Here is a 12,479-nt window from a genome sequence, read left to right on the forward strand (position 1 = left end):
CAAGCGGGCCTGCGGCTCCACGCGATTTGGAGTAGTAACGTGACCGAACTCACCCTCAAGCCTGGCACCCTGACCCTGGCCCAGCTGCGCGCGATCCATGCCGCGCCCGTGCGCCTGCAACTGGATGCCAGTGCCGCGCCGGCCATCGACGCCAGCGTCGCCTGTGTCGAGCAGATCATTGCCGAAGACCGTACTGCGTACGGCATCAACACGGGTTTCGGCCTGCTGGCCTCGACCCGCATCGCCAGCCATGACCTGGAGAACCTGCAGCGTTCGCTGGTGCTGTCCCACGCCGCCGGTATCGGCGCGCCGCTGGATGACGACCTGGTGCGGTTGATCATGGTACTGAAGATCAACAGCCTCAGCCGTGGTTTCTCCGGCATCCGCCGCAAAGTCATCGACGCGCTGATTGCCCTGGTCAACGCCGAAGTCTACCCGCACATCCCGCTGAAAGGCTCGGTCGGCGCATCCGGTGACCTTGCGCCGCTTGCGCATATGTCGCTGGTGCTGCTGGGTGAAGGCAAGGCACGCTACAAGGGCCAGTGGCTGCCGGCCACCGAGGCCTTGGCGATTGCCGGCCTCGAGCCACTGACCCTGGCCGCCAAAGAGGGCCTGGCCCTGCTCAACGGTACCCAGGCCTCCACCGCCTATGCCTTGCGTGGCCTGTTCCAGGGCGAAGACCTGTATGCCGCTGCCATCGCCTGCGGTGGCCTGAGCGTCGAAGCTGCGCTGGGCTCGCGTTCGCCGTTCGATGCGCGTATCCACGAAGTGCGTGGCCAGCGTGGCCAGATCGACACCGCTGCCTGCTTCCGTGACCTGCTGGGCGACTCCAGCGAAGTGTCGCTGTCGCACAAGAACTGCGACAAGGTCCAGGACCCGTACTCGCTGCGCTGCCAGCCGCAGGTCATGGGTGCCTGCCTGACCCAGCTGCGCCAGGCCGCCGAGGTACTGGGCATCGAAGCCAACGCCGTGTCGGACAACCCGCTGGTGTTCGCTGCCGAAGGTGATGTGATCTCCGGCGGCAACTTCCACGCCGAACCGGTGGCCATGGCCGCCGACAACCTGGCCCTGGCCATCGCCGAAATCGGTTCGCTCAGCGAGCGCCGCATCTCGCTGATGATGGACAAGCACATGTCCCAATTGCCGCCGTTCCTGGTGGAAAACGGTGGGGTCAACTCTGGCTTCATGATCGCCCAGGTCACCGCTGCCGCCCTGGCAAGCGAGAACAAAGCGCTGTCGCACCCGCACAGCGTCGACAGCCTGCCAACTTCGGCCAACCAGGAAGACCACGTGTCGATGGCCCCGGCTGCCGGCAAGCGCCTGTGGGAAATGGCCGAAAACACCCGTGGCGTGCTGGCCATCGAATGGCTGGGCGCGTGCCAGGGCCTGGACCTGCGCAAAGGCCTGAAGACTTCGGCCAAGCTGGAGCAAGCGCGCCAGGCGCTGCGCAGCGAGGTGCCGCATTACGACCGTGACCGTTTCTTCGCGCCGGATATCGAAAAGGCCGTGGACCTGTTGGCCAAGGGTAGTCTGACCGGCTTGCTGCCGGCGGGTGTGCTGCCAAGCCTGTAATGCCCCTTGGGGCCGCTTGGCGGCCCTTCGCGGTCAAGCCTGCTCTACACAGCTTGCGATCTGCAAACGCTATCCATGTAGGAGCGGGCTTGCCCGCGAAGGGGCTGCGCAGCAGCCGCTCAATCTCACGACCACAAAAACAATTCAAGGACGTGACATGCAACAAGCTCAAGGTCTCAAGCGCGGGCTAAGTGCCCGCCACATCCGTTTCATGGCCCTCGGCTCCGCCATCGGCACCGGCCTGTTCTACGGTTCTGCCTCGGCCATCCAGATGGCAGGCCCGGCCGTGCTGCTGGCCTACCTGATCGGCGGCGCCGCCGTGTTCATGGTCATGCGCGCCCTTGGCGAAATGGCCGTGCACAACCCGGTGGCCGGCTCCTTCGGCCACTACGCCACGACCTACCTCGGCCCCATGGCCGGTTTCATCCTTGGCTGGACCTACGCTTTCGAGATGGTCATCGTCGCCATCGCCGACGTCACCGCGTTCGGTATCTACATGGGCTTCTGGTTCCCGGAGGTAGCCCGCTGGATCTGGGTGCTGGGCATCGTTTTCCTGATCGGCGGCCTCAACCTGTGCAACGTCAAGGTATTCGGCGAAATGGAATTCTGGTTGTCGCTGCTCAAGGTCGGCGCCATCGTGGCGATGATCCTGGCCGGCCTCGGCATCATGGCCTTCGGTTTCAGCCAGGTGGGTACCGGGCATGCCGTAGGCATGAGCAACCTGTTCGACCACGGCGGCTTCATGCCTAACGGCGTGGGGGGCTTGATTGCGTCGTTTGCCGTGGTGATGTTCGCCTTCGGCGGTATCGAGATCATCGGCGTCACCGCCGGTGAGGCAAAAGACCCGCAGCGCGTCATTCCCAAAGCGATCAACGCGGTGCCACTGCGTATCCTGCTGTTCTACGTGCTCACCCTGTTCGTGCTGATGTGCCTGTACCCATGGCCGCAGATCGGTAGCCAGGGCAGCCCGTTCGTGCAGATCTTCAGCAACCTGGGCATTGGCTCTGCCGCTGCCGTGCTGAACGTCGTGGTGATTTCCGCTGCCATCTCTGCCATCAACAGCGACATCTTTGGCGCTGGCCGCATGATGTATGGCCTGGCCCAGCAAGGCCACGCCCCGCGCGGCTTCAGCAAGTTGTCGAAACATGGCGTACCGTGGATGACCGTCGTGGTGATGGGGGCTGCGCTGCTGATCGGCGTATTGCTCAACTACCTGATCCCGGAAAATGTGTTCCTGCTGATTGCCTCGATCGCCACCTTCGCCACGGTGTGGGTGTGGCTGATGATCCTGCTCACCCAGGTAGCCATGCGCCGCAGCATGAGCCGCGAGGAAGTGGCACAGCTCAAGTTCCCGGTACCGTTCTGGCCATACGGCCCGGCCATGGCCATTGCGTTCATGGTGTTCATCTTTGGCGTGCTCGGTTACTTCCCGGACACCCAGGCGGCATTGATCGTCGGCGTGATCTGGGTGGTGTTCCTGGTGGCGTCCTACCTGCTGTGGTGCAAGCCGCGCGCAGGGCAGGGCCAGCCGGTAGCGGAGCCGGCAGAGTTGCACCGCTAGCAAAGGAGATTGTGCATGAGAACCCTCTGGCAGCATTGCCATGTTGCAACCATGGCCGATGGCCGTTACTCGGCCATCGAGGACGCGGCGATCGTCACCAGCGCCGGGCTGATCGAGTGGATAGGCCCGCGCGCCGAACTGGCACCGGTCGAAGCTGACCGCACGGTTGACCTGGGGGGTGCCTGGGTCACCCCCGGGCTGATCGACTGCCACACCCATGCGGTGTTCGGTGGCAACCGCAGCGGCGAGTTCGAGCAGCGCCTGCAGGGCGTGAGCTATGCCGAAATCGCCGCGCAGGGCGGGGGTATCGCGAGTACCGTGCGGGCTACCCGGGCGGCAAGCGAAGACGAGCTGTTCGCCAGTGCTCGCCAGCGCGTTCAGGCATTGATGCGCGATGGCGTGACCACCCTCGAGGTCAAGTCCGGCTACGGCCTGGACTTGGCCAATGAGCGCAAGATGCTGCGAGTGGCCCGGCGCCTGGCCGACGAGCTGCCGCTGACGGTGCGTGCCACGTGCCTGGCGGCGCACGCTTTGCCCCCGGAGTACGCGGGTCGGGCCGACGACTACATCGCGCACATCTGTGACGAAATGTTGCCGGCCCTGGCCGGCGAAGGCCTGGTGGATGCGGTGGATGCCTTCTGCGAACACCTCGCGTTCTCGCCGGCCCAGGTCGAGCGGCTGTTCATCAAGGCGCGCGAACTGGGCCTGCCGGTCAAGCTGCATGCCGAACAGCTGTCATCGTTGCACGGCTCAAGCCTTGCCGCGCGTTACCAGGCACTGTCGGCTGACCACCTGGAGTTCATGACAGAGGAGGACGCCGTGGCCATGGCAAACGCCGGCACGGTCGCCGTGCTGTTACCGGGTGCTTTCTACTTCCTGCGTGAAACCCAGCTGCCGCCAATGGATGCATTGCGCCGCCACGGGGTAAAGATTGCCCTGGCCAGCGACCTCAACCCCGGCACCTCGCCAGGCTTGTCGCTGCGGTTGATGCTGAACATGGGCTGCACCTGCTTCCGCATGACACCGGAAGAGGCCCTGGCAGGCGTTACAGTGCACGCCGCCACGGCGCTGGGCCTGGGTGACAGTCACGGCTCGCTGCAAGTGGGCAAGGTGGCCGACTTCGTTGCCTGGCAAATCGAACGCCCCGCCGACCTGGCCTACTGGCTGGGTGGCGACCTGCCCAAGCGCGTAGTGCGCATGGGCCACGAAATCTCCAACTGAGCGAGGCACGATGGACAAGGTATTGAGTTTTCACCAAGGTCGCCTGCCGCTACTGATCAGCATGCCGCACGCTGGCTTGCGTCTGACCGACGCCGTGCGCGACGGCCTGGTCGACCAGGCGCAAAGCTTGCCGGACACCGACTGGCACATCCCGCAGTTGTACGACTTTGCCCGTGACTTGGGTGCCAGCGTGGTAGCCGCAGAGTACTCACGCTTCGTCATCGACCTGAACCGTCCGGACGACGACAAGCCGCTGTACGCCGGCGCCACCACGGGCTTGTACCCGGCGACCTTGTTCGGCGGCGAACCCCTCTTCAAAGACGGGCTGGCGCCGTCTGGCGAAGAGCGCAAACGCTATCTGGAGCAAATCTGGCGCCCTTATCACGCGACCATTCGTCGTGAACTGGACCGCTTGCGTGAGCAGTTTGGCTATGCGCTGCTGTGGGATGCCCATTCGATCCGTTCGCTGATCCCGCACCTGTTCGACGGCAAGCTACCGGACTTCAACCTGGGTACTTTCAACGGCGCCAGTTGCGATCCGGCACTGGCTGAGCGGCTGGAGGGTGTGTGCGCCGAGGTGCAAGGTTACAGCCATGTGCTTAATGGTCGGTTCAAAGGCGGTCACATCACCCGGCATTATGGCGACCCGGCCAACCATATCCATGCTGTGCAACTGGAGCTGGCGCAAAGCACCTATATGGAGGAAGTCGAGCCGTTTGCCTACCGGGAAGACTTGGCGCAACCGACGCAAGCGGTCTTGAGGCAGCTTCTGCAAGCGCTGCTGGCCTGGGGCGACGCGCGTTACAAGCGTTGAGTGGAGGCGGCGACGCTATTGGCGTCGCCAGGCACCGTGGGAGGCAGTTGCCGGAAATCTGCGCAATGGCCCATTCGCGCCGTTCGAACGCGTCAGCAAGGACGGTGCTGAAAGCGCAATTCAGGTTTATGATGGCCCACGGCCGAATAATCCTCACACGGAGTGCGCAATGCAGACCCTCTACCCGCAGATCAAACCCTACGCCAGGCACGATCTGGCCGTGGAAGCGCCGCACGTGCTTTATGTCGACGAAAGCGGCTCGCCGGAAGGTCTGCCCGTGGTGTTCATCCACGGAGGCCCTGGCGCTGGCTGCGACGCCCAGAGCCGCTGCTACTTTGATCCCAACCTGTACCGCATCATCACCTTCGACCAGCGCGGCTGTGGCCGCTCCACGCCCCATGCGAGCCTGGAGAACAACACCACCTGGCACCTGGTCGAAGACCTGGAGCGCATTCGCGAACACCTTGGCATAGACAAGTGGGTGCTGTTCGGTGGCTCTTGGGGCTCGACCCTGGCCCTGGCCTACGCTCAGGCTCACCCAGAACGCGTGCACGGCCTGATCCTGCGCGGCATCTTCCTGTGCCGGCCGCAGGAAATCGAGTGGTTCTACCAGGAAGGCGCCAGCCGCCTGTTCCCCGACTACTGGCAGGACTACATCGCACCGATTCCACCGGAGGAACGCGGCGACCTGGTCAGGGCCTTCCACAAACGCCTGACCGGTAACGACCAGATCGCCCAGATGCACGCCGCCAAGGCGTGGTCCACCTGGGAAGGCCGTACCGCCACCCTGCGCCCCAACCCGCTGGTGGTCGACCGCTTTTCCGAACCGCAGCGGGCGCTGTCGATCGCCCGCATCGAATGCCACTACTTCATGAACAACGCCTTCCTCGAACCGGACCAGCTGATCCGCGATCTGCCCAAAATCGCCCACCTGCCGGCGGTGATCGTGCATGGGCGCTACGATGTGATCTGCCCATTGGACAACGCCTGGGCGTTGCACCAGGCCTGGCCGAACAGTGAGTTGAAAGTGATCCGTGACGCCGGTCACGCGGCTTCCGAGCCTGGTATCACCGATGCCTTGGTGCGTGCCGCCGACCAGATGGCCCGGCGCCTGCTCGACCTGCCTCTGGAAGAAGCATGAGGGGCCTGCTGCAGCGCGTGCGCGGTGCGCGGGTTGAAGTGGCGGGGGAGGTGGTCGGCGCCATCGACCAAGGGTTGCTGGTGCTGGTCGCGGTCGAGCCTGAAGATTCCCGTGAACAGGCCGATAAGCTGTTGCACAAGCTGCTGAACTACCGTGTGTTCAGTGACGAGCAGGGCAAGATGAACCTGTCGCTCAAGGATGTCGGGGGTGGCCTGCTACTGGTGTCACAGTTCACCTTGGCGGCCGACACCCGCAACGGCATGCGCCCAAGCTTCTCGACCGCAGCGCCACCGGCCCTCGGCGCCGAGTTGTTCGACTATCTTTTGCAACAGGCAAAAGCTCAGCACGCCGACGTGGCCAGCGGCCGTTTCGGCGCGGATATGCAGGTGCACCTGGTCAATGATGGGCCCGTAACATTTATGTTACAAATATGACGTCAAAAAACCCGTTGTTCACAGGAAAACAAGGGGTTTTGTACGATAAATAGTTGCTCCAGCCTGATGCGTTGTCACGCAACCTGCTGGATAATCGCGCGCTGCATGGACCTGCGTTCGTAGGTCCGTTTCACTCTGACTCGAGCATTGTCTGGATCCGTTTGGGGAATCATTACGCCCTCGCGGGGTCCGAACAGTGCTCGCCAACCCGGCATTTGTCGCTGGCCGTTGGTTTCATGATCTGTTTTCGGCGAGGGTTGCTCGTGATTGTTAGTCCCCAAAAAGCATCAAGAATCCCCAGCGTCGGGCTACGCAAGGCGCTGATGGCCAGTGTGGCTCTGGTCGGCCTGATGAGCGCGGGCCAGCTGTGGGCATTCAATCTTGACGATGTTGCTGCCAAGGCAAAGGATCTGGCCGGCCAGAAGTACGACGCGCCCAAAAGCAACCTGCCGGCCGTGTTCCGCGACATGAAGTTCGCGGACTACCAGAAAATCCGTTTCCTGCAGGAAAAGGCCGAGTGGGCCAAGGACAAGACCCCGTTCAAACTGTCGTTCTATCATCAGGGCATGCACTTCGACACCCCGGTGAAAATCAACGAGGTCACCGCCACCAAGGTCGAGGAAATCAAGTACGACCCGGACCGCTTCGAGTTCGGTGACGTGCCGCACGACCCGGAAACCACCAAAAACCTCGGTTATGCCGGTTTCCGCGTGCTGTACCCGATCAACAAGGCCGACAAGCAGGACGAGATCATGACCCTGCTTGGCGCCAGCTATTTCCGCGTAGTCGGCAAGGGCCACGTGTACGGTCTGTCTGCCCGTGGCCTGGCCATCGACACCGCCCTGCCGTCGGGCGAAGAATTCCCGCGCTTCACCGAGTTCTGGGTTGAAAAGCCCAAGCCAGCCGACAAGCACCTGGTGATCTACGCGCTGCTGGATTCGCCGCGCTCTACCGGCGCCTACAAGCTGACCTTGCGTCCAGGCAACGACACCGTGGTCGACGTGCAGTCCCGCGTGTTCCTGCGTGACCATGTCAGCCGCCTGGGCATTGCGCCGCTGACCAGCATGTACCTGTTCGGCCCCAACCAGCCGTCCAAGGTGCTCAACTACCGCCCGGCCCTGCATGACTCCGAAGGCCTGTCGATCCATGCCGGCAACGGCGAGTGGCTGTGGCGCCCGCTGAACAACCCGAAACACCTGGCTGTAAGTAACTTCAGCGTCGAGAACCCGCGTGGTTTCGGCCTGATGCAGCGTCAGCGTGCTTTCAGCGACTACGAAGACCTCGACGACAACTACCAGAAGCGCCCAAGCGCCTGGATCGAGCCGAAGGGTGACTGGGGCAAGGGTAGCGTCGACCTGGTCGAAATCCCGACCGCCGATGAGACCAACGACAATATCGTGGCCTTCTGGAGCCCGGAGAAACTGCCGGAGCCAGGCAAGCCGTTCGAGTACGCCTACCGCCTGCACTGGACCATCGACGAGCCGAAGTTCCAGGCCCCTGACCTGGGCTCGGTCAAGCAGACCCTGCGTTCCACGGGTGACGTCAAGCAGTCCAACCTGATCCGCCAGCCAGATGGCAGCGTGGCATTCCTGGTCGACTTCGCCGGCCCGGCGCTTGCCGCCCTGCCGGAAGACACCGCCGTGCGCAGCCAGATCAGCGTGGGCGACAACGCCGAGGTGGTCGAGAACAATTTGCGCTATAACCCTGAGACCAAGGGCTGGCGCCTGACCCTGCGCCTGAAGGTCAAGGAAGCCAACAAGTCGACCGAAATGCGCGCCGCACTGGTGCGTGATGTACCGGTCGAGCCCGCCAAGCCTGCCCAGGACGCCAAGCAGGACAAAGCCGCAGCCAAGCATGCCAAGGCCGAGAAAGCCGTCAAGGCTGAGCAATCTGCCAAGGCCGAACAACCTGCCGCCGATGCGGCGCCCACCAACGGGGCCCCGGCCACCACCGAGAAGGTGCTGACCGAGACCTGGAGCTATCAGTTGCCTGCCGATGAGTAACTCAAGCGCAAGGCCGGAATCGCTTGGCGAGTACCTGGCCCACCTACCCCTGAGCGACGAGCAGCGGGCTGAACTTGCCAGCTGCACCTCGTTCAGTGAGCTACACCAACGCTTGGCGGCCAACCCGGCCGCCAGCTCTGCCGAGGCCGTGCAGGCCTCGGTGGGCCCGCGCCTGACCGTGGGCAGCGCCGCCGAGCTGGAAGACGCCGAAATGCTCGGCGTTGACGGCAGCGGTCGCCTGTGCCTGAAGATCGCCCCGCCGATCAAGCGCACCAAGGTCGTGCCCGAGCCATGGCGCACCAATGTGCTGATCCGCATGTGGCGACGCATGACCGGCCGCCCCAACGCCCCGCAGCCGCCCAAGCGCGAGCTGCCGCCGGCCCGCTGGCGCACGGTTGGCTCGATCCGCCGTTACATCCTGCTGGCGCTGATGATCGGCCAGACCATCGTCGCTGGCTGGTACATGAAAGGCATCCTGCCGTACCAGGGCTGGTCGTTCGTGGACTTTGACGAAATCGTCAACCAGCCGCTGTGGGACACGGTGGTGCAGGTGTGGCCGTATGCCCTGCAAACTTCCATCCTGATCCTCTTCGGCATCCTGTTCTGCTGGGTGTCGGCGGGCTTCTGGACCGCGCTGATGGGCTTCCTCGAGCTGCTCACCGGGCGCGACAAATACAAGATTTCCGGCAGCAGCGCAGGCAACGAGCCGATCGCGCCCGAGGCGCGTACCGCGCTGGTGATGCCGATTTGCAACGAAGACGTGCCGCGGGTGTTCGCCGGCCTGCGCGCAACGTTCGAGTCGGTGGCTGCCAGCGGCAACCTCGACCGGTTCGACTTCTTTGTGCTCAGCGACACCAACGACACCGACATTGCCGTGGCCGAGCAACAGGCCTGGCTGGATGTGTGCCGCGAAACCAAAGGCTTTGGCCGCATCTTCTACCGCCGCCGTCGGCGCCGTGTGAAGCGCAAGAGCGGCAACCTCGACGACTTCTGCCGTCGCTGGGGTGGCGAGTACAAGTACATGGTTGTGCTCGACGCCGACAGCGTCATGAGTGGCGAGTGCCTGAGCAGCCTGGTGCGCCTGATGGAGGCCAACCCGGACGCCGGCATCATCCAGACCGGGCCGAAAGCCTCGGGCATGGACACCCTGTATGCACGCATGCAGCAGTTCGCTACCCGCGTGTACGGCCCACTGTTCACTGCCGGTCTGCACTTCTGGCAGTTGGGTGAGTCGCACTACTGGGGCCACAACGCGATCATCCGCATGAAGCCGTTCATCGAGCACTGCGCCCTGGCGCCGTTGCCGGGCAAGGGCGCGTTCGCCGGTGCCATCCTTTCCCACGACTTCGTCGAAGCCGCGCTGATGCGCCGTGCCGGCTGGGGTGTGTGGATTGCCTACGACTTGCCGGGCAGCTACGAAGAACTGCCGCCAAACCTGCTCGACGAGCTCAAGCGCGACCGCCGCTGGTGCCACGGCAACCTGATGAACTTCCGCCTGTTCCTGGTCAAGGGTATGCACCCGGTTCACCGTGCGGTGTTTCTCACCGGGGTGATGTCTTACCTGTCGGCGCCGCTGTGGTTCCTGTTCCTGGTGCTGTCGACCGCGCTGCTGGCGACCAACACGCTGATGGAGCCGCAGTATTTCATCGAGCCGTACCAGCTTTACCCGCTGTGGCCGCAGTGGCACCCGGAGAAGGCTGTGGCGCTGTTCTCCACCACCATTGTGCTGCTGTTCCTGCCCAAGCTGCTTAGCGTCATCCTGATCTGGGCCAAGGGCGCCGTCGAGTACGGTGGACGCGTCAAGGTCACCTTGTCGATGCTGATGGAGATGCTGTTCTCCATGTTGCTGGCACCGGTACGCATGATCTTCCACACCCGCTTCGTGCTGGCCGCGTTCCTCGGCTGGGCTGCGACCTGGAACTCGCCGCAGCGTGACGACGACTCCACGCCGTGGGGCGAAGCGGTGCGCCGGCATGGCCCGCAGACGCTGCTGGGCGTTGCCTGGGCCGCACTGGTGGCGTGGTTGAACCCGAGCTTCCTGTGGTGGCTGGCGCCTATCGTCGGTTCGCTGGTGCTGTCGATCCCGGTATCGGTGATTTCCAGCCGCACCCGCCTGGGCCTGGCGGCCAAGGATGAGAAGCTGTTCCTCATCCCAGAGGAATACGCCACGCCACAAGAACTGTTGGCTACCGACCAGTACACCCACGAAAACCGCTGGCATGCCTTGCATGATGGTTTCGTGCGGGCCGTGGTCGACCCGCGGCAGAACGCCCTGGCTTGCGCCATGGCCACTGCCCGCCATGGCCAGGCGGCACCGATCGAAGCGTTGCGTGCCGAGCGCGTTGCCAAGGCAATTGAAGTCGGGCCAAAAGGCCTGGACCTCAATACTCGCCTGGCTCTGCTCAGCGACCCGGTGGCACTGAGCCGCCTGCACGAGCAGGTGTGGGCCGAGCACAATGCGGCCTGGATCGATGTGTGGCGTGCGTCGATCAACAATGACCCGCATTCGCCGCTGTTGCCGTTGCACCCGGAAAACGCAGGCCAACCGGCACTCGTCGGCGCCTGATCGGGCCTGTTCGCGGCGGTTCGGCGCCCCGGTGGACCCGCCCCTACGGGGCGCCTGATAGGGCCTCTTCGCGGGTGAACCTGCTCCTGCCAGGGATACACATTCCCTTGTAGGAGCGGGTTCACCCGCGAAGCTTTTTGGCCTAGCCCCCTCATTTTGGCCAACAAAGTCCCCCCGCGGCTCTAGGTCCTCGGGCCGCCATGCGTTAGCATCCCTCTCCGATACGACGCTTCGGCCAGTACGGCCGTGCCAACACAATAAGATTCGCTACTTTTCTTGCTAGGGGACTTGGTGATGATCAAGAAATACCTTTCGCGACTGCTGGTCGGTGTGACCGCCCTGGTCGCCGTGACCGCGGCCCAGGCGGGCGCCATCGATGACGCGGTCAAGCGCGGTACCTTGCGGGTGGGCATGGACCCAACCTACATGCCGTTCCAGATGACCAACAAACGTGGCGAGATCATCGGCTTCGAAGTCGATATCCTCAAAGCCATGGCCAAGTCCATGGGCGTGAAGTTCGAGGCAGTGTCCACCGCCTATGACGGCATCATCCCGGCCTTGCTGACCGACAAGTTCGACATGATCGGCAGCGGCATGACCCTGACCCAGGAGCGCAACCTGCGCCTGAACTTCAGCGAACCCTTCATCGTGGTTGGCCAGACCCTGCTGATCCGCAAGGAGCTGGCTGGCGAGATCAAGTCGTACAAGGACCTGAACAACGAGAAGTACCGCCTGACGTCCAAGCTTGGCACCACCGGCGAAATGGTGTCCAAGAAGCTGATCAGCAAAGCCAAGTACCACGGTTACGACAACGAGCAGGAAGCGGTGATGGACGTGGTCAATGGCAAGGCCGACGCCTTTGTCTATGACGCGCCGTACAACGTGGTGGCGGTAGAGAAAGCCGGCGCCGGCAAGCTGCTGTTCCTCGAAGAACCCTTCACCTACGAGCCGCTGGCCTTCGGCCTGAAGAAAGGCGACTACGACAGCATCAACTTCATCAACAACTTCCTGCACCAGATCAAGCACGACGGGACCTACGATCGTATTCACGATAAGTGGTTCAAGAACAAGGACTGGCTGAAGGAAATGGAATAAGGCTCAGGCCACAAGCCCGGCTTTATGACCCCGACGCGCAGGCAAACCCTGCGCGTTCGCATTTACGGAAGT

9 protein-coding genes are annotated in these 12,479 nt (G+C 63.4%); all 9 read left to right on the forward strand.

All coding sequences use genetic code 11. The annotated features are described in order from the left end of the window. Positions 1 to 39 precede the first annotated feature (39 nt). The 9 genes from hutH to AC3WLP_RS22610 all read left to right on the forward strand — a co-directional run bounded on the left by hutH (position 40) and on the right by AC3WLP_RS22610 (position 12,407). Positions 40 to 1,572, forward strand: coding sequence for a histidine ammonia-lyase (gene hutH, locus AC3WLP_RS22570; RefSeq protein WP_003249248.1), 1,533 nt, complete (start codon positions 40 to 42; stop codon positions 1,570 to 1,572). Between the two features lie 157 nt (positions 1,573 to 1,729). Next, a complete protein-coding gene (locus AC3WLP_RS22575) occupies positions 1,730 to 3,133 on the forward strand; it encodes an amino acid permease (RefSeq protein ID WP_003249253.1) in 1,404 nt (467 codons plus the stop codon). Positions 3,134 to 3,148: 15 nt separating this feature from the next. Continuing rightward, positions 3,149 to 4,354, forward strand: coding sequence for an imidazolonepropionase (gene hutI / locus AC3WLP_RS22580; protein ID WP_012053928.1), 1,206 nt, complete (start codon positions 3,149 to 3,151; stop codon positions 4,352 to 4,354). Between the two features lie 10 nt (positions 4,355 to 4,364). Further along, complete coding sequence (gene hutG, locus AC3WLP_RS22585) at positions 4,365 to 5,168, forward strand: N-formylglutamate deformylase (protein WP_012053927.1); 804 nt, start codon at positions 4,365 to 4,367, stop codon at positions 5,166 to 5,168. 169 nt (positions 5,169 to 5,337) lie between these two features. Next, positions 5,338 to 6,309: a prolyl aminopeptidase gene (gene pip / locus AC3WLP_RS22590; RefSeq protein ID WP_003249260.1), complete on the forward strand. Its 972-nt coding sequence runs from the start codon at positions 5,338 to 5,340 to the stop codon at positions 6,307 to 6,309. Next, on the forward strand, positions 6,306 to 6,743 hold the full coding sequence (gene dtd, locus AC3WLP_RS22595; RefSeq protein WP_012053926.1) for a D-aminoacyl-tRNA deacylase: 438 nt from the start codon (positions 6,306 to 6,308) through the stop codon (positions 6,741 to 6,743). Before pip ends, dtd begins: the two co-directional genes overlap by 4 nt. 263 nt (positions 6,744 to 7,006) lie before the next feature. Then, positions 7,007 to 8,746 (forward strand): glucan biosynthesis protein G, encoded by a 1,740-nt coding sequence (locus AC3WLP_RS22600; RefSeq protein ID WP_003249263.1) that lies wholly within the window; start codon positions 7,007 to 7,009, stop codon positions 8,744 to 8,746. After that, a complete protein-coding gene (mdoH, locus tag AC3WLP_RS22605) occupies positions 8,739 to 11,312 on the forward strand; it encodes a glucans biosynthesis glucosyltransferase MdoH (RefSeq protein ID WP_012053925.1) in 2,574 nt (857 codons plus the stop codon). Before AC3WLP_RS22600 ends, mdoH begins: the two co-directional genes overlap by 8 nt. Before the next feature lie 297 nt (positions 11,313 to 11,609). Beyond that, positions 11,610 to 12,407, forward strand: a complete 798-nt coding sequence (locus tag AC3WLP_RS22610; RefSeq protein WP_029380729.1) for a transporter substrate-binding domain-containing protein — start codon at positions 11,610 to 11,612, stop codon at positions 12,405 to 12,407. Positions 12,408 to 12,479: the final 72 nt, after the last annotated feature.

Source organism: Pseudomonas sp. FW305-E2 (assembly GCF_058782925.1).

Coding starts and splice junctions, on each gene's coding strand:
- AC3WLP_RS22575 (WP_003249253.1), top strand. CDS start 1,730: ATGCAACAAGCTCAAGGTCTCAAGCGCGGGCTAAGTGCCCGCCACATC.
- hutI (WP_012053928.1), top strand. CDS start 3,149: ATGAGAACCCTCTGGCAGCATTGCCATGTTGCAACCATGGCCGATGGC.
- hutG (WP_012053927.1), top strand. CDS start 4,365: ATGGACAAGGTATTGAGTTTTCACCAAGGTCGCCTGCCGCTACTGATC.
- pip (WP_003249260.1), top strand. CDS start 5,338: ATGCAGACCCTCTACCCGCAGATCAAACCCTACGCCAGGCACGATCTG.
- dtd (WP_012053926.1), top strand. CDS start 6,306: ATGAGGGGCCTGCTGCAGCGCGTGCGCGGTGCGCGGGTTGAAGTGGCG.
- mdoH (WP_012053925.1), top strand. CDS start 8,739: ATGAGTAACTCAAGCGCAAGGCCGGAATCGCTTGGCGAGTACCTGGCC.